Source organism: uncultured Bacteroides sp. (assembly GCF_910585845.1).
Taxonomy (GTDB): domain Bacteria; phylum Bacteroidota; class Bacteroidia; order Bacteroidales; family Bacteroidaceae; genus Bacteroides.
The window spans coordinates 21,672-39,883 of record NZ_CAJUHF010000034.1 but is presented as its reverse complement, the minus strand read 5'-3'; the positions used below and the strand labels follow the sequence as shown (position 1 = coordinate 39,883).

Sequence of the window (18,212 nt, the reverse complement as noted above, 5' to 3'; positions counted from 1 at the left end):
CGGATACGGAAACCTCTTTAGAAAAAGATTTCAGTCATTTTTAAACAGGCTCTAATGGATAAGTGTTAATGAATACTTATATTTGTGTATGCAAAGTTAAAGAATCAGCTTTTTATTCCCAAACAGGAGAATGCATAAAAGTGGAATAAATAAATATTTCAGTGGATATTCGGTCATAAAATTGGACTAAAAGGGAAAAACTATTATTTTTGTGCTATATGCAAAAAAGTAGAATTTTTTAGAGCCTTTTTGAAGAAAATTTAAACAGGTTCTTATTAAAAAAAAGCAAGAGAGTAATGAATAAGAAAATATATAAAATGGTAGGTAGAGTGGTTTTTCCTATGCTCCTTTTCTTGTTAGGTAGTGTTTCTTGTCAACAGACGAAAAAAGAGAGAACATGGATGACGAACTGTGAGGAATTTTACCGTTCGGTCATGGATTCCTTGCCCGCCAATCCGCAAAGAATACGCAGTCTGACGTTGCAAAATATGGAAAGGGCCGGTGATAGTCTGGAGTGGTGCTACTATGCTGTTATCATACTGAAAACGTATATGTATTCCTCTGATGTGGATTCCGCCTATTCTTTGGCAAATAGGCTTGAGGAGTTTTGCAACCGGCAACAGCCATCACCCTACATTGCAGATTTACGTTCGGAATACCTGAATGTCAGGGGCAATGTTTATGTCCGTGTGGGGAATATAGATTCTGCTGTAGTCAGCTTTACGGATTCTTATGAACAACGCCTGCAAGGAACAAAGAAAGAACTGATTCCGGATATTCTGATTAATCTGGCGGATGCTTATAGTCGTCAGGGAAAGTATGATGTCAGTGCATATTGGTATCGTAAGGCATTGCAGACAGTTGATTCGCTGAAAGTGTCGATAGAAAAACGCCCTCCGGTTTATTATGGTCTGGCACAGGTTTATATGTCATTGCACGACTTCGATCAAAGTGAGTATTACTATAACTTGGCGGGCGTGTCGTACGACAAGATGTTACCTTACGAAAAGTATATCTACCTGAATAACCGTGGAAACTTATCCTACTATCGGGAAGATTATCCGAAGGCATTGTCTTACTTTAAAGAGGGGCTTGCGTTGGCTGTTTCCCAGTCGGATATGGGATTCGAGAAGAACCTTTGCATGGTCAATCTGGGCGATGTGTACTTGCATATGAATGTGCTTGATTCTGCTGCGAAATACATTACAGAATGTCAGCCTTTCTTTCGGAAGATAGATGCAACGGGAGTGCTTTATTATATTGACACCCAACGTATAGGGTTGGCTATGAAGCGGAATGACATAGCTGAAGTCAAGCGTTTGTTGAATACGGTTGTGAACTCTGATAAGATGGAGCCGGATATGCTGCGCATTCGCAACAAATACTTGCAGGACTTTTACGAGCGGACGGCAGATTATGAGAAAGCCTTCTACTATCAGAAAGAAAACAAGAGGTTGGACGATTCCATTCGTAATGAGCGTATCAAGATGCGTACTGCGGACATTTCGCTCAAGTATCAGCAAGATTCCACCTTGCTGGCAAAGAATATTCTGATTGAGCAGCAGAAGAATGAGATGCTGAGACTGAATGAAGGGCGATTCTTTTGGATCGGAGTTTGTGTGTTGGCGATGATCATAATCTGTTTCATCTATTTGTACGGCAAGCGGGGACGTGCACTTTTGTTGGCACAAAGCCAGCGGACTATCTCTTCGCTGCGGCTGGAGAACATACGCAATCGGATGTCACCGCACTTTATCTTCAACGTGCTTAATCAGGAAATGGGAAACCGGGAAGGAGAAACAAAGAAAGAGCTTTCCTCGTTGGTGAAACTCATGAGGCGTAATCTGGAGCTGGCAGAGCAGATGTGCATCACTTTGTCAGAAGAGTTAAGTTTCGTACAGACGTATATCGAGTTGCAGAGCCGCTCTTTAGGTTCTATGTTTGAGTGGGCGATCGAGGTTGGTGAGGAGGTAGATGCCGACAAACTGGTACTGCCTTCCATGTTGATACAGATTCCGGTGGAGAACGCAATAAAACATGCTCTCCGAAACAAAGGTGGAGAGCGGCGGTTATGGATCGACATCCACCGTTCCGGTACATACGTTTATGTCAAGATCACTGACAATGGAGGTGGTTTCAGATTGAATAGCGGGAACAGAGGAACGGGCACCGGCATGAAAGTCATCATGCAAACCATTCAAATATTGAATGCTAAGAATAAAGAAACAATTGAGGTTTCTGTCCATAATGTAGACTTGCCAAGTGGTGAAGTTGGGTGCGAAATCTGTTTCTATTTGCCATTGAATTATGATTATTCAATCTTATGATTTTTTTTGAATAGTCTTTATTTTGGGCCGGATATCCTTGTTTTAGGCAATATATCCTAAATTTAGTGTTTATTGGTTTTTTAGTTTATTTTTAGTTTATTAATTTCGCAGAAATAACAGAATGTATGGACAAGTATAAGGTTGTAATAGTAGATGACGATGAGTTGGCCTTGGATAATCTGATATTCGGATTACAGAAGTTTGAAGATTTCTATTTGTCGGGTATTGCGCGTAACGATGTGTCTGCGAAGAGACTGATATCTAAGGTACGTCCTGATTTGCTGTTTTTGGATGTGGAATTGCCTGATATGAAAGGGATGGATTTGTTGGATAGCATTCGCGATAATTTGACGTGGGATATGAAAGTTGTGTTCTATACGGCATACGACAAATACATGGTATCGGCAATCCGGCAATCTGCTTTTGATTACTTGTTAAAGCCTTTCGAGGATGAAGAATTGGCAATCATTATTTCCCGATTTATGCGAAGTGCAGAGCAGGAACAGAGGATAATCCCCTATTCTTCCATGTCGGTGAATACGGGACGGACGTTTATGGTATTTACTCCGACGAATGACATGCGTGCATTACGTCCTGCCGAGATTGGATATTTTAGGTATTGTTCGGAGCGTAAACAGTGGGAGGTAGTGCTGAGCGGACAGGCACCGTTGCCTTTGAAGAAGAGTACTACTGCCGAACAGATTGTGAAATACGCTTCTTGCTTTGTGCAGATTCATCAGTCTTTCATTATTAATATTGATTATCTGATGATTATTAAGGACAGCAAATGTGTATTGTATCCGCCTTTTGAGAATGTGTCGGAACTGTTGGTTTCTAAGAAATACAAGAAAGAGTTACAAGATAGATATTGTTTGTAAGTGAAATAGTATATTGGTTAGGGAGTCGACACTGAAATGGTGTTGATAAAGGAAGAGGGCGCAAAACGTGATGTTTAGCGCCCTCTCTCTTTATTAAGTAATCTTTAAGTTTAGAGTAGAGAGTGGAGAATTAAATGCATGATTAGATACACCTTCATAGGTTAAACCTATCGGTTTCAACTCCCTCTAACTTCTTCTTCATTATTTCACTTCAATCCCCTTGTTTTGCAGAGTGATATTCAATACTTTGGTATAATCGGAGTATTGTTTGTCAGTCAGTGTCTGCTTCATCAGTTTCAGGTTTCCGTACACGGCGTTGCGGAGTCTCTTTTGCTGATCTTTCTTTGCAGTCGTGGCACGTTCCATTTGCGTAGAGAAGTATTCGCAGATGTTAGTGACTTCTGCATGCTGGTCGTCAGCCAGGTTCAAATATCTACTCAGTTTGCTTACGTTGATGCTACCATCCCATTTGGTAGTTGTCGGTTGATTTTCTGCAGCAAATGTCGTAGCAGTCAGACATACAGCTGCTACCAGTGTTAATCCTAAACGTTTCATAATACCTACTTTTTAATTTGTTATACCTAAAAAACAATCCTATAGCTTTGAGTCTTGAGTTTTTAAGTTTTTGGGCTTTTGAGTTTTTAAGTTTTTCTCATTAGTGCGTTAACTTACAAACTCACCAACTAACGAACCTACCAACTCATAAACTTACCAACTTACAAACTCACAAAACTAATACCTATTGAAAATAATTCTAAGCGCTTAGCTTTTCTTTTTACCTGTGCAAATATAGGAGTATGTTTTATAACATAAAAGCATAAAGGTAGAAAAGTGTACTATAAGATAGTATTTCTTGATATAAATCAATTTTCAGGTGTTATTTTGCTTGTTTTAGGGCGTAATTTGTAACACGAATGTAATGTAGGTATATCTCTTTTAATCACCATTTCCACTGTTTATCCGGCATCTCTATGATGTATTGGGCGGCGGAAGAGACACCCACAAATCCTAATCCACCTTCTACATTGCTGGGCAGGCTGACAGGCTCCATCAGGGCTTCGTCATAGTCATCGTCATCCATGCAGTTCAGAGCTTTCAGGTAGCGGTAGTAGGATTCCGGCAGGCTGAGCAGGCGCACGGTGATAGTATGTTTCAGCAGGCAACTGGTGTAATTCAGTGACAAAAGGATGTCATAGTTGTCGTCATAGAGCGGGGTGTACACCTTTAGGGTGGCGGACGAATTGCTGAAACGGTTGTCGTTGAAGATGTTGTATTTGTTTTCGATGTTGGGGAACATGGCATTTTCGTCATCGTCCGAGTTGGTGACATGTCCGTCGGTCAGTATCACGTCTTCGCGGTTGATGAGGTTGGTATAGGTATAGCGTACAGTGTCGTACGTCGTGGTGTAGACATATCTATCGTTTTCGTCGACGATGAAATTCCCGTTTTCGTCTCTGCAATTGGTGAGGAGGCTACACTGGAACTCTTTGCTGTTCACTATCTCCAGCCGGTAGTAGTTCTTTTCGTTCGGGATGTCTTGCATGGTGATACGGTATTGGCGGTAAGTTTTCATGCTTCCCCATTGGCGTAGGAGTGCGGTGCAGGTGTCCACTTGCAGGCTGTGTATGGGTTGGGGAACGGTCACGTGTGAACGGACATGGTACTTTCCGCCTTCGGCAGTGGCTTCAAGGCGGATATCATCTCCGGGTTTCAGGACGGTGTTGAGGCGGAATAGTTTGAAGCGCATGCTTTTCAGTAAGGCTTCGTACTGTTTTTCGTCGAGCTGGTCTTTCTGGCTTTGGTAATATTCGTCGGGCGAGATGGCTTGGGGAGATTCCATCGGATTGCCGTTTACGTAGAGCGTGAGCGTAGCTTCGTTGAGGCGGCATGTCTTGTTTCCTTCGTTCAGATGCAGATAGACGAAGTTCTCTGTCCGTCCGGCATCGAGCAGGGCATTCATGATGAGCATGGGGTCACGCTGTCCGGCATTGTAGGGGATCTCGTTCTCGCAGGCGGTGAGGAGTGTGGCGGCTACTATATATATAATAAGGTGTAGGTTGATACTTGTTTTCATTCTTGTTATTATGCATGTTTTCATTTCGCCCTTTATGTTTGCTTTCATTCCGCCTTTTATGTTTGCTTTCATTCCGGCTTTCATGTTTGCTCTCATTCCGGCTTTCATGCTTGTTCTTATGTTGGCTTTCATCTTTGTTCTCGTTCTTGTTTTCATATCCGATATATTTTCTTTTAGAATTTGTAGGTATAAGTGACAGACGGTATGCAGGGCAGTAAGGTCAATTTCTTGATAACCGTTTTCGATTCCGGTTCATGGGGTGCGCTGATGCTGCTTCCACCTCCTTGGTATACAGAGTTATAATAATCATTATAATAACCTCCGGAATAGAAATCCTCTTGTTCCCACTTGCTGTAGACCAGATTGGGGTTCATGGCATTATAGACATTGTAGACACTGATGTTCCAGATGCGCATGCCGTGTTTGGTCTTCTTGTTGAAGTTGATGCTCAGGTTCAGGCGATGGCTGGCGGGCAGACGGTAGTTGTTACGTCTGGAGACGTAAGGGGCGGATTCTACACTACCTTCGGGACGTATGATGATGGTTTCCCGTTCGGGCACGGTGATGCATCCGCCGGTGTTGAATATCCACGAAGCGCCTAAGTCGATGCGCTTGGTGAGTTTGTGGTTCAGGCTGAGGCTGATGTTATGCCGTCGGTCATACTTGTAGGGAAACCATTTGCCTTGGCTGATGTTTCCGTTCTTGAAGCGATGGTCGGTTTTGGCTAACGTATATGCCAACCATCCGGTCGTCTTTCCGAATGTCTTCTGCACCATGGCCTCCAGTCCGAAGGAGCGCCCTTCTCCACTCTCCACTTTCTCTTCCCAGTTGGTGGAAGTGCCGAAGAAGGAGACACCATCCTGGTATTCGAGGATGTGGCGCATCTGCTTGTAATACCCCTCTACGGAAAACTCCCACCCCTTCAGCCCGGTATAGTAACCTCCGACGGAGTATTGGTTGGCATACATGGGGCGTATATTTTTCGTGATCGGCACCCAAAGGTCGGTAGGCATGGAGAAGGGAGTGGACGTGAGCAGGTGGACGTATTGCGTCATGCAGGTATAGGAGGCTTTGGCAGAGAATCCTTGTCCGAAGTTATAGCGTGCGGAGAGGCGGGGTTGCAGCGAGAAGTACTCTTTACCTTGGGTGGCGAACAGCGACACCCGCATTCCTGCATTCAGGCTGAGGTGTCGGTTGAGGTTGAAGTTGTCTTCGGCATAGAGCGATACCTCCTGTCCGTGCAACGTGCGGTTATTGTCGGTGTCGTAGAGGACCTCTTCCTGTGGCTGTCCGTTTTCTACTTCCTGCAACTTGGAAGTGGAGATACCCGGGCGAAAGGTATGGTGGGTATATTCCGTGCCGAACTTGATGTGGTGTGTCGGAGCAGGGGTATAGTCGCAGTCCATGCGGGCGGTCCAGTCGCGGATGCCGGAGTGGAACTGGGAGAAGTAACTGTAGCGGTCGTATAGCTCTCCGCGATAATAGTTTGAATTCTCCATATCCTGTTTTAAAGTCATCAGGTAACTGTTGTACGAGAAAGTAGTGTTGCAGAACAACCGGTTGTTGAACACACGGTTCCAGCGGGCGTAGGCAACGGTGTTTCCCCAGTTCAGATGGCTGTCGTCATTATAGTAGGATTGCGACTCGTAGGTTTGCGACTCGCTATGGTCGTAGGAGTCGAGGTGGTAATGGTCTTTTCCTTTATAGAAACCGAGGAAGAGGCGGTTGCGGTCGTTGAACTTATGGTTCAGTTTGGCATTGATGTCATAGAAGTAATAGTTGTACTTGTCGGTATAACTGTCCTCTTCGTTCACAATGAGGTTTTTCAGAAAGGCGGTGTGTGTGCTGCGTGCGCTGAGGCTGAATGAAGTACGCTCTTTGCAGATAGGGCCTTCGATGTGCAACTTGTCGGTGAGTAGTCCGATGCTGAGTGCGCCATGATAACGGTGCATGTCGCCGTCGTTGGTACGTACGTCGATGATGGAAGAGAGGCGTCCGCCGTAGCGGGCGGGAAAAGAACTCTTGTAGAGGGTGGTGTTTTTCACCGCTTCGGGGGTGAAGACGGAGAATATACCTAATAGGTGGTCGGCATTGTACACAGGAATACCGTCCAGCAATATCAGGTTTTGGTCCGCTCCACCTCCCCGCACGTACAGACCGGAGAATCCTTCCGTACCCGCCTGCACGCCCGGCATCAGCTGGATGGTCTTCAGGATGTCGGCTTCACCGAGCACGGCGGGCGTATGGCGTATCTGCGTCATGGGTATCTCGTGCGATCCCATTCCGGTGGCATGAATGCCGCTCTCTTTCTTGTCAGAAAGAATCAGGACTTCCGCCAGTTCATTATTCTCTTTCATGCGGATATGGAGTACCGTGTCTTTATTTAGTGCGAACGAACAGTGCTGCGTCTCATATCCTAAATACGAGAAACTCAGTTCGGCATCTCCTTCGGGCAGGGTGAGGGTATAGAAACCGAAAGGATTGGTAGCAGTGCCCACATGCTGACGACTATCAAGGACATTGGCTCCAATCAGCGTCTCGGAAGACGCTCCGTCCGTCACGTATCCGCTGACAGTGAACCGACGGCTAACGGTTTTCTGCGGCATGGGCCGTTTGCTTAACAAGATATGTTTTCCGGAGATCTCGAAGCTGACCGGCTACTTGTCGAGAGCTTTCTGGAGAATCTCCTGAAGGGTGGCATTGTGTACGTTCAGGGTGATAGGGGAGTTCAGGCGTACTTCTTCTCCGTAGATGAAGCGGTAACCGGTTTTCCGTTCCACTTGCTTCACGAACTCTTCCAGCGTGGCGTTCCGCAGGTCGATGCTGAAACGGGTTTGCGTGCTGACCGTCTTTTGACGGACACAGACTTCGGATGCGGTGCTGTGCGTCAGCAGGTATGGCGAGAACAGAACCGCACCCGCCAGGAGAAACTTCCTGAGGGGGCGGAATGAACAGATAGTTGATTTCATTCTAATTTAATTTTTGTGTGATAGTGATATGATCATTCGTTTTTGTGTATTCAAACTTCTGGTTCCGGCAAAGCAGGGACAAGATCTCTTCCAGTGGTTCGCTGTCGGCAAAGGTGGCAGTCATGCGGTAGTTCTGTAGTTCAGTTCCTTCGATGCGTATATCTGTCCGGAAGGTATTGGAAAGTTTTCGGGCAATCTCCTGCAAGGGTACGTTCTTGAACAGCAGTATCCCCTCTTGCCAACTGACTTCTTCGGCGGCATCTTTCTCGGTATGCAGGGTGAGGCTTTCCTGTTCCTTGTTGTAGATGGCGCTTTCGTTGGGCGAAAGAACCAGTTTCGTTTCTGCTCTGCCGATAAGGCTGACGGCAACCGAATCTTCCAGCAACGTGGCTTTTATTTCAGTGTCTTCCGGATAGGCGTCGACGTTGAAGTGCGTACCTAATACCTGTACCTCTATTTTCCCCGTTTCCACTTTGAAGGGGTGCGCCGTGTCTTTGCTTACTTCGAAGTAGGCTTCTCCTTCCAGCTGCACTTTCCGCTCTTTTCCTCTGAAACGCTTGGGGTAGCTCAGCGAGGAGTAACGGTTCAGGACGATAGTAGTCTGGTCGGGCAGCGTGACGCTTCGTGTTTCGGCGAGGGTCGATACGGTCTGCATGGGTATCGGGGCGAACATATAGTACGTCCACCAGCCCAGCACGCAAAGCACGGCAACGGCAGCGGCACCTTTCATGAAGAACTGTAATGAAAGGATGCGTCGTCGTGGATTCGGCAACCGCCTTTCGAGGATGTTCCAGCTGCTCTCTTTCGAGAATCTTCCTCTTGGCGAGCGGGTAGAGGCTACGAGCTTATCGAGTATTTTTTCAAATTCTTGTTCCATGTTTTTTCTTCTGCTTTCTCATAAAGACAGGCGAGGGGAAGAAACTCCCTACGTGGAAGGAAGATTTTTTTTGTTAGGAGTTATTTTTTGTTAGGAGTTATCGGGAGCTAACTTCCGAATAACTTCCGATAATTCCTTTCTAATCACTTCCTGACCAAATGTACCGTAATCTCTGTCTTTTTCGCTTTTTTCTCTTGTGGGGTACAGACTATGCGGAATATGGCTTTTTGTTTTATCCTTTTCGGGAAGATTTTCACGCGTAGGTTGGCGGATTTCTTTTTGGCGGGAATGGTGACTGTTTTTTCTACAAGGCTGAACACATCCTCTTGTTCCGGCAGGTTGATGCCGTTGAGACGTACTTCCCGGTCTTCGTCTTTCTTGTCCGCTGCGACGATTTTCACCAAAAGCTCTTCGGTGTCTTTGTCGCTGTCGAACGAATGGGTCAGGGTTGTCTTTTCAAATCCGATGTACTCTTGCGGATAGTTGGAATCACCATTGCTACATGCAGTGAGGAGGCAGAGGAGGCTGGCTGCTCTTGCCATTTGCTTACAAATCTGTTTCATGCTAATTTAGTTTTTAGTCAAGTTTCGCATATCACCGATAGACGAAACTTAAAGTTTTTATTCGTTGATGAAGACAGCGCCGGAAAAGAAACTCCCTACGGGGTATTCCTTAAAAAATATAAATGGATGAGTAAAACCGGAAAATGCAGTAGAAAAAGTAGAACCTGCTATTTCCTGACCGGAAGTTGGTTTTGTGCTTCAGATATGAATCTACTACCCGGAGTTTTTGTGCACTTTTACCTACATACCTACACTCTGCTTTGTAATCTGTTGCATATCAAAGTTATATAGGTGATGTAGGTAGGGTGTATGCAGGGTGTAGGCAAATTTGCCTACACCCTGCATAAAAGCGGATATCTTTCTGATATTCTTTTTATTATCCTCTTTTTTCCCATTTTTAGGGGCTGATATTCTCGCGTTTTTTAGCCCTTCTTGCGCGAAAAAATGTCGAATTACGTACGCTTTCCGGCATGTTTCTTACCAATTTATAACCTAAGCGGGTTTGACAAGGCTCTTGGTTTATGGATACAAGCCCCTTGTCTTATTGATAAAAGTATGCTTGTTGATTGTGTTAGTATGCTTTGTTTTAGTGTAACCACATCCGTGGAGCACGTGCTTTACATCTGTGGTTCAGCTGTTCCACAGCTGTGGAACACGTGATTCACTATGGTGGAGCAGCTGCTCCACATCTGTGGCCGCACCATAATGTAACGGTTCTGCTCGAATAACAACCGATTATATTCTAATCATTATGGGACGTTATGGTTATCAATAGCTGTATTCTTTCTTTTTATAAAATGAAGGAGGAGAGTTTTATTGTCTTTCTTATCTTGCTTTTCTTTTTTATCGAATCTTGTTAGCTGACGAATCTTCTGAGGAGGTGAAAGATTGAATTACGTAGGGAAGAGGGAGTTCTGTTAGAACTTGGTTAAAATGTATTATTAACACAATTTTATTAAAAGAGAATTTATGGAGAAAAAGATTGTTTCATTCTTGGCCTGCCTGCTTATCGGTATTGGCTTGGCAATTGCACAGACTCCAAGAAAAGTGACGGGTACCGTCCTTTTTGAAGAAGACAATCAGCCTATTGTAGGTGCATCTGTTTTGATTAAAGGTACAAATCAGGGAGTGGTGACCGATTTGGATGGTCGCTTTACGCTTACCAATGTGCCAAGTACGGCAAAAACCTTGAGAATTACTTATGTCGGAATGCAGACGATAGAAGTAAACATCAAGAGTGGCGAGATGAAGATAATGATGCAGCCGGATGCCGAAATCCTGGACGAGGTGGTTATTACCGGTATGACGAAGATGGACAGACGATTGTTTACAGGTGCTTCGACCAAGCTGTCCAATACCGACGTGAAACTGGACGGTTTGGCAGACATTAGCCGTTCGCTCGAAGGACGTGCAGCCGGTGTGTCTGTGCAGAACGTTTCCGGTACATTCGGTACAGCGCCGAAGATACGTGTACGTGGTGCAACCTCTATCTATGGTAGCTCCAAGCCGCTGTGGGTGGTTGACGGTGTCATCATGGAAGACGTGACGGAAGTAAGCGCCGACGAGCTTTCTTCGGGTGATGCCGTTACGCTGATCAGTTCGGCTATCGCAGGTCTGAATGCCAACGACATTGAGAGTTTTGAAATTCTGAAGGACGGTTCCGCCACTTCCATCTACGGTGCACGCGCCATGGCAGGTGTGATTGTAGTGACCACTAAGAAAGGACAGGCCGGCAAGAGCCACATCTCCTATACCGGTGAGTTCACTATGCGCCTGATTCCCAGCTATGGTGACTTCAATATCATGAACTCGCAGGAACAGATGGGCGTATATAAAGAAATGAAAGACAAAGGTTGGCTGAACTTCTCAGACACCTATCGTGCCTCTCAGAGCGGTGTATACGGAAAGATGTACCAGTTGCTGAACACTTACGACCCGACCACAGGACGGTTTGCACTGGAGAACACCGATGCGGCAATCAACGATTACCTGCAAGCTGCGGAATTCAGAAACACCGACTGGTTCGACGCACTGTTCAGCACTTCCGTGATGCACAACCATTCCGTAAGCGTATCTGCCGGTACGGACAAGGCGCATTTCTATGCATCTCTGAGTGCCATGGTCGATCCGGGATGGTATAAAGACAGCAAGGTGAACCGTTACACCGCCAACCTGAATACCACTTACAACATCTCGAAGCAGCTCTCTCTGAACTTGATATCCTCCGCTTCTTATCGTAAGCAGCAGGCTCCGGGTACCTTGAGCCAGAGCATCGACCCTGTATATGGTGAGGTGAAACGTGATTTTGATATCAACCCCTATTCCTACTCACTGAATACATCCCGTGCGCTGGATGCACGGACCATGTACACCCGTAACTATGCAGACTTCAACATCCTTCACGAGTTGGAGAACAATTACATGAACTTGGATGTAGCCGATATGAAGTTTCAGGGTGAATTGAGATGGAAACCCCTCAAGGGACTGGAATTTGCCGCATTGGGCGCTGTGAAGTACTCTTCTACATCGCAGGAACACCAGATTACGGACGACTCCAACCAAGCAAGGGCCTATCGCGCTATGCCCGATGCTACGGTGCGCGACCGGAACCCCTTCCTCTACACCGACCCCGACGATCCCTATGCTTTGCCTATCACCGTGTTGCCGCAAGGAGGTATCTATCAGAAGACTACCTATAAGATGTTGGGATACGACTTCCGTGCCACGGGTAGCTGGAACCATGTGTTCGCAGAAGACCACATCGTGAACCTCTTTGCCGGTATGGAGTCCAACTCCACCGACCGTAACAAGAACTACTTCAACGGTTGGGGTATGCAGTACAGCCAGGGTGAAATCCCCTTCTATACCTATCAGTTCTTCAAGAAGAGCATCGAAGAGGGTACGGACTACTACTCACTGTCGAACACCCGCTCACGTTCCGCTGCATTCTTTGCCAATGCCACCTATTCTTATAAAGGAAGATATACCGTGAACGGTACCTACCGCTACGAAGGAACCAACCGTCTGGGCAAGAGCCGCAGCGCACGCTGGTTGCCCACATGGAACATCTCTGGTGCCTGGAACATGCACGAAGAGGAATTCTTCGAATCGCTGAAGCCGGCGTTGGCACACTTCTCCCTGAAGGCATCCTACTCACTGACCGGCGACCCGGGACCTTCTACCGTGACCAACTCGACTATGGTGCTGAAAAGTTACAAGCCCTATCGCCCGTTTGCCAGCATCCAAGAAAGCGGATTGAACATCATCGACCTTGCCAATGACGAACTGACTTACGAAAAGAAACACGAGTTGAACATCGGTGCCGACATGGGATTCCTGGACAACCGCATCAACTTTGCCATCGACTGGTATAAGCGAAGCAACTTCGACCTGATCGGCGTGATACAGACACCCGGTGTGGGCGGACAGATCCGTAAACTGGCAAACGTTGCCACAATGAAGTCCCACGGTATTGAATTTACCCTTTCTACAAAAAATATCAATACGAAGAACTTTGGCTGGAACACCGACTTCATCTTCTCTCAGGCAAAGAACAAGGTGACCGACCTGGAATCGGATGCTGAAGTGATTGATGTCGTATCCGGTACGGGATTCGCATTGAAGGGTTATCCGGTGCGTGGACTTTTCTCTTATCAGTTCAAGGGACTGAACGAAATCGGTCTTCCTACCTTCATCGACCAGGATGGAAATCTGACAAGCGACGGTAACGACATCGACTTTCAGAGCCAGACTTTGGACAACCTGAAGTATGAAGGTCCTACCGACCCCACCATTACGGGTAGTTTCGGCAATATATTCCGCTATAAAGGCTTTAAACTGAACCTGTTCATCACCTATTCATTCGGCAACGTGATCCGTCTGGACCCGATATTCAGCAACGAATATTCCGACCTGACTGCCATGCCTAAGGAGTTCAAGAACCGTTGGACGTTGGCAGGCGAAGAGAACATCACCAATGTGCCGACCATTCTGACAAAGCGTCAAAGCGATACGGACAGGCATCTGAAGACACTCTACAATGCCTACAACTACTCGACCGAACGCATTGCCAAAGGCGATTTCATCCGTATGAAAGAGATCTCCCTCTCCTACGACTTCCCGAAGAGCTGGCTGAAGAAGATTCATATCAACGACCTTTCATTGAAGTTGCAGGCTACCAACCTGTTCCTTTTCTACTCGGACGACAAACTGAATGGTCAGGATCCTGAGTTCTTCCGTTCCGGTGGTGTGGCCGCTCCTGTGCCTAAACAATTTACATTGACTTTGAGACTTGGAATTTAAAATAATAAAATACTTGAATCATGAGAAAAATATATTCATATTATCTGCTGATGGCTCTTACGACGGTGGCACTCTTGTCTTCTTGTGAAGACTTTCTGGATGAAATGCCCGACAACCGTACGGAGCTGGATACCGAGGCAAAGATAACCAACATGCTGACTGCTGCCTATCCCGAAACCCATTATGCACTGATTGCCGAAATGGCGTCGGACAATACGGACGACAACGGCGGAACCTGGACTGCATACAATAAACTCCAGGAGGAGACTGCCACTTGGCAAGATGCGACATTTAAAGAAGATGACAGCCCCTATAAGCTCTGGAACGACTGCTATAAGGCGATTGCCGCTGCCAATGCAGCCCTGAATGCCATTGAGGAGTTGGGAAATCCGGCTTCGCTGAATCCTCAAAGGGGAGAGGCGCTGTTGTGCCGCGCATATAGCCACTTCGTGCTGGTCAACATTTTCAGTAAGGCATATAGCCCCAAGACAAGCACCACAGACTTGGGTATTCCTTATATGGATCACTTGGAGACTACAGTGTCGCCGGAATACGGCCGCGGAACGGTTGCGGAAGTCTATAAGCTGATTGCCGCCGACATAGAAGCCGGATTGCCTTTGCTGAACGATGCAATCTACACGGTACCCAAGTATCACTTCAACAAGAAAGCCGGTTATGCTTTTGCCACCCGTTTCTACCTCTATTATGTGCAGGATGACAAATCGAATTACGATAAGGCGATCCAATATGCAACTACGGTTCTGACGGAAAATCCCGCCTCCATGTTGCGTGACTGGGCTTCGGTAGGTGCGTTGAGCCCGAACAATAGTGTGCGTGCCACGGCTTTCATCAATGTCAATGAAAAGGCTAACCTCCTCTATTATTCCACCTACTCGGTTTGGGGAAGAATCCACGGCCCTTATGGCTTGGGAGAGAAATATACGCATAACGACATGATTGCCAACAAGGAAACTTGCAAGACCACTGCTCCTTGGGGTAGCTCTTCTATGCTTTACTTCAACATTCCCTCCTATCAGGGATTGCCGAAGGTGATCATGGGCAAGATGGCGGAATACTTTGAATATACGGATCCTGTGAATGGAATCGGTTATCCGCACATCATGTTCCCTGCCTTTACTACCGACGAGGTTATCCTGAACCGTGCCGAGGCTTATGCCATGAAGGGTGACTTCTCAAAAGCGGTTGCCGATATAGATACTTGGGTGCATGCCTTTACCCGTTCTTCCAACGAGGTGACCGTGGAATCCATCAATGAATTGTATGGAGATTACTCCGAAGAGACTCGGACGGGTATGAAATATTACACTCCGACAGATCCTACTCCGAAAAAGGCGCTCCATCCGGACTTTGCCGTAGAGCCGGGTACGCAGGAAAACTTGATCCATGCTATCCTGCACGTACGTCGTGTACTGACCTTGCACGAAGGTATACGTTGGTTCGACGTGAAGAGATACGGACTGGAGATCTACCGCCGCGTGGTATACAACAACCAGATCACCGTCTACGACGAACTGAAAGTAGACGACCCCCGTCGTGCCATCCAGTTGCCGCAAAGTGTGATTACGGCAGGTATAGAGGCAAATCCGCGTAATTAATCTGTAACGACTAAAAAAAAGAACAAGTTATGAAGAAATATATATTTATGTTAGGAATGGCTGCTTCATTGCTGAGCCTTAGCAGTTGCGGTGAGGATGACCTGAACCCCAAGAGCATCTTTGAAGACCAGCCGGCAAGCGAGCAGAATGATTTTGACAGGTGGATATTGGCAAACTACACGATGCCCTACAATATCTCATTGAAGTACCACATGGAAGACATAGAATCGGACCATGACTATACGTTGGCTCCGGCGGACTTCGACAAGTCGGTATCTTTGGCGCACATCGTGAAGTATGCCTGGCTTGAGGCATACGATGAAGTGGCAGGCATTGACTTTACCCGCCAGTATGTACCCAAAGTACTTCATCTGATCGGTTCGGCGGCTTATGAAGACAACGGAACGATGGTGCTGGGTACTGCCGAAGGTGGTCTGAAGGTGACGCTCTATTTGGTGAACAGTCTGCAGATCAGCAAAGCGTTCCTGAACCAGTATTATTTTAAGACCATGCACCATGAGTTTGCACACATTCTTCATCAGACCAAGAACTACGATACGGACTACGACCGCATTTCCGAGGGCTTGTACGTCAGTGGCGACTGGTATCAGCAGCGTGATGCCGATGCGTTGAAGAAAGGCTTTATCTCTCCATACGCCATGAGCGAACCGCGCGAAGACATTGCAGAGGTCACTTCCATTTACATCACCAACACGGCGGAGTATTGGGAAAACCGGATGAAGTCGGCAGGTACGTCGGGTGCTGCCATCATTACCCAGAAGTTGAACATCGTGAAGGCTTATATGAAGACTGCATGGAACATCGACATGGACGAACTGCGCGATGTGGTTCAGCGTCGTATGGATGATGTCGTGGACGGTGCTATTGATTTGAACTCTTTAAATTAACTGTAGAAAATTATGAAGAAAATATATTATATGCTGTTTTTGTTGCTCACTGGGGTATGCTTCAATGCATGTGTGAGCGAAGAGGAAGATTTGTTTGATAAATCTGCGGCAGAAAGAATGAACGAAGCGATAGCTAACTATAAGGCTATCCTTCAGGATGCTCCGAACGGATGGGTGATGGAGTTTTATCCGAGCGACCGTTCGATGGGCGGATATGTCTATACGGCGAAGTTCGATAATGGTAAGGTCGATATGGCTTCGGAGGTTTCTCTGAGTTCCAATAGCGGAGAGAGTTGGCCGGCAGGTACGGTAGTCTCTTCTCAGTATCGGGTTATCTCCGAACAGAGCGTGATTCTTACTTTCGATACGTACAATCTGCTTTTCCATTTCTTCTCCGAACCGAAAGGTTCCTCTGATACGGATGGTTATGCCAGCGATTATGAATTTATATTCATGGAATCCAGCGCAGACCGCCTTGTGTTGAGAGGTAAGAAATACGGCAATACGCTGGTGATGACCAAACTGACGGAAAGTGCAGACAGCTATATACAGAAGATTCTGGATATGCAGGAGAAAATGGATGCTGTGCCTCGTATGAGAATGGTTGTGGGAGGTAAGATATATGCTGTCAGCTTGGCAGATAAGTTACTTTCCTATACGGAGACGAAGGAGGATAGTTCTGTGGAAAATGTAGACATGGCTTTCATCTATACTCCGGAAGGACTTAAATTCTATGAACCGTTGACGATCAATGGAGTAACTTTCCAAGAATGTGTTTATGATGATGCAAGTGAAACCATCAAAGGAAAAGATGCTGATGTTTCTTTCCCTTATCCCACAACTCTGGAATTATTCTGTAAAACGACTTCTCAGTGGCATTTCACTTTCAATGTAGACGCAAAGACTGGAGAAATGGATGAAAACTTCCTGAAAATCTTTTTTTCGGTATATGATCAAAATTGGAACAAATATAAAGAAGAAATCTTGGATTGGTATCTGGGCTACAACGGCTTATATCCATTTCTTGATACGAATCGTTATTGCATTGGATGGCTCTCAGGAAGATATGATGTCTTATTTGGTATAAATATGTCTGTTACTGGTGAAAATTTGGATCAATTGGCTATTCAGCCTATAGGTGCAGGGCGTAATTATTCTTTCTACTCATATTTTGATCCTATAGTCGGGTATATTACAGGGAATGGTCCTTATAATGTTGAGTTTGACAATGCTGAACAACCTACTAAAGCCAAGTTTGTCAGTGTAATGGATAGCAATGTTTGGTTTAGCGTGGCGAAATAATAACAATCAATTGTTATGAAAAGGAAGACAATCCTAACAATAATAATAACAATTGTCCTGCTTCTGGTAGGAGTTCCCTTCTTCATGTATGGAGAGGATGGGTACTCCTTTCCGCAGGCATTGTTAATGATTGTGCTGATAGCTGTGGTGAATGGTTTTCCTGCTGATTGGAGAACGTCTGATGAGGCTACGAAGCCTTCTGTTGTGAAGCAAATAGTAGTATATACGGTGATAGCGGCAGTTATTGTCTTGTTATTGTTATTCTTTAATAGTAAACGTGCTTTCGGAGAAACTTTATGTGTTGCATTGGGGATAACCCTCTTCCTTTATATCTCTAATTCAATCATAGATGCTTGTACCCGGAAAATGGTAAAAAAGTAAAACTAAAAAGTTTTG

The 18,212-nt window shown here is 45.9% G+C and carries 11 protein-coding genes and 1 pseudogene; 7 read left to right on the top strand and 5 right to left on the bottom strand.

The window, feature by feature from the left end; translation table 11 throughout:
• Positions 1 to 401: 401 nt before the first annotated feature.
• Both QZ323_RS10190 and QZ323_RS10185 read left to right on the top strand, forming a co-directional pair.
• Entirely contained in the window at positions 402 to 2,327 is a 1,926-nt protein-coding gene (locus tag QZ323_RS10190; protein ID WP_363174983.1) for a histidine kinase, read from the top strand.
• Between the two features lie 125 nt (positions 2,328 to 2,452).
• On the top strand, positions 2,453 to 3,205 hold the full coding sequence (locus QZ323_RS10185) for a LytTR family DNA-binding domain-containing protein (RefSeq protein WP_294634546.1): 753 nt from the start codon (positions 2,453 to 2,455) through the stop codon (positions 3,203 to 3,205).
• Between the two features lie 201 nt (positions 3,206 to 3,406).
• On the opposite strand, the gene QZ323_RS10180 is transcribed toward QZ323_RS10185, so the two are convergent.
• The 5 genes and pseudogenes from QZ323_RS10180 to QZ323_RS10160 form a co-directional block, all read right to left on the bottom strand.
• Positions 3,407 to 3,760, bottom strand: a complete 354-nt coding sequence (locus QZ323_RS10180; RefSeq protein ID WP_294634545.1) for a hypothetical protein — start codon at positions 3,758 to 3,760, stop codon at positions 3,407 to 3,409.
• 385 nt (positions 3,761 to 4,145) lie between these two features.
• A complete protein-coding gene (locus QZ323_RS10175) occupies positions 4,146 to 5,279 on the bottom strand; it encodes a DUF4249 domain-containing protein (protein ID WP_294634544.1) in 1,134 nt (377 codons plus the stop codon).
• Positions 5,280 to 5,452: 173 nt separating this feature from the next.
• Positions 5,453 to 8,248, bottom strand: a pseudogene (locus tag QZ323_RS10170) (TonB-dependent receptor).
• Position 8,249: 1 nt separating this feature from the next.
• Positions 8,250 to 9,125, bottom strand: coding sequence for a FecR domain-containing protein (locus QZ323_RS10165; RefSeq protein WP_294634543.1), 876 nt, complete (start codon positions 9,123 to 9,125; stop codon positions 8,250 to 8,252).
• Positions 9,126 to 9,268: 143 nt separating this feature from the next.
• Positions 9,269 to 9,688, bottom strand: a complete 420-nt coding sequence (locus QZ323_RS10160) for a hypothetical protein (RefSeq protein WP_294634541.1) — start codon at positions 9,686 to 9,688, stop codon at positions 9,269 to 9,271.
• Between the two features lie 969 nt (positions 9,689 to 10,657).
• Here QZ323_RS10160 and QZ323_RS10155 point away from each other — a divergent pair.
• Genes QZ323_RS10155 through QZ323_RS10135 form a run of 5 tightly spaced genes read left to right on the top strand, consistent with a single transcriptional unit; the run spans position 10,658 to position 18,197 of the window.
• Positions 10,658 to 13,990, top strand: a complete 3,333-nt coding sequence (locus tag QZ323_RS10155) for a SusC/RagA family TonB-linked outer membrane protein (protein WP_294634540.1) — start codon at positions 10,658 to 10,660, stop codon at positions 13,988 to 13,990.
• 20 nt (positions 13,991 to 14,010) lie between these two features.
• Complete coding sequence (locus tag QZ323_RS10150; protein WP_294634539.1) at positions 14,011 to 15,606, top strand: RagB/SusD family nutrient uptake outer membrane protein; 1,596 nt, start codon at positions 14,011 to 14,013, stop codon at positions 15,604 to 15,606.
• A gap of 29 nt (positions 15,607 to 15,635) precedes the next feature.
• Positions 15,636 to 16,514 carry a putative zinc-binding metallopeptidase gene (locus QZ323_RS10145; protein WP_294634538.1) on the top strand — a complete coding sequence of 293 codons (879 nt, stop codon included), beginning with the start codon at positions 15,636 to 15,638 and terminating at the stop codon, positions 16,512 to 16,514.
• A gap of 12 nt (positions 16,515 to 16,526) precedes the next feature.
• The gene (locus QZ323_RS10140; RefSeq protein WP_294634537.1) at positions 16,527 to 17,816 is read left to right on the top strand and encodes a DUF4302 domain-containing protein; all 1,290 of its coding nucleotides are present in this window, start codon (positions 16,527 to 16,529) and stop codon (positions 17,814 to 17,816) included.
• Positions 17,817 to 17,831: 15 nt separating this feature from the next.
• Positions 17,832 to 18,197, top strand: a complete 366-nt coding sequence (locus QZ323_RS10135; protein WP_294634536.1) for a hypothetical protein — start codon at positions 17,832 to 17,834, stop codon at positions 18,195 to 18,197.
• Positions 18,198 to 18,212 lie beyond the last annotated feature (15 nt).

Coding starts and splice junctions, on each gene's coding strand:
- QZ323_RS10180 (WP_294634545.1), bottom strand. CDS start 3,760: ATGAAACGTTTAGGATTAACACTGGTAGCAGCTGTATGTCTGACTGCT.
- QZ323_RS10155 (WP_294634540.1), top strand. CDS start 10,658: ATGGAGAAAAAGATTGTTTCATTCTTGGCCTGCCTGCTTATCGGTATT.
- QZ323_RS10135 (WP_294634536.1), top strand. CDS start 17,832: ATGAAAAGGAAGACAATCCTAACAATAATAATAACAATTGTCCTGCTT.
- QZ323_RS10140 (WP_294634537.1), top strand. CDS start 16,527: ATGAAGAAAATATATTATATGCTGTTTTTGTTGCTCACTGGGGTATGC.
- QZ323_RS10185 (WP_294634546.1), top strand. CDS start 2,453: ATGGACAAGTATAAGGTTGTAATAGTAGATGACGATGAGTTGGCCTTG.
- QZ323_RS10160 (WP_294634541.1), bottom strand. CDS start 9,688: ATGAAACAGATTTGTAAGCAAATGGCAAGAGCAGCCAGCCTCCTCTGC.
- QZ323_RS10190 (WP_363174983.1), top strand. CDS start 402: ATGACGAACTGTGAGGAATTTTACCGTTCGGTCATGGATTCCTTGCCC.
- QZ323_RS10145 (WP_294634538.1), top strand. CDS start 15,636: ATGAAGAAATATATATTTATGTTAGGAATGGCTGCTTCATTGCTGAGC.
- QZ323_RS10150 (WP_294634539.1), top strand. CDS start 14,011: ATGAGAAAAATATATTCATATTATCTGCTGATGGCTCTTACGACGGTG.
- QZ323_RS10175 (WP_294634544.1), bottom strand. CDS start 5,279: ATGAAAACAAGTATCAACCTACACCTTATTATATATATAGTAGCCGCC.
- QZ323_RS10165 (WP_294634543.1), bottom strand. CDS start 9,125: ATGGAACAAGAATTTGAAAAAATACTCGATAAGCTCGTAGCCTCTACC.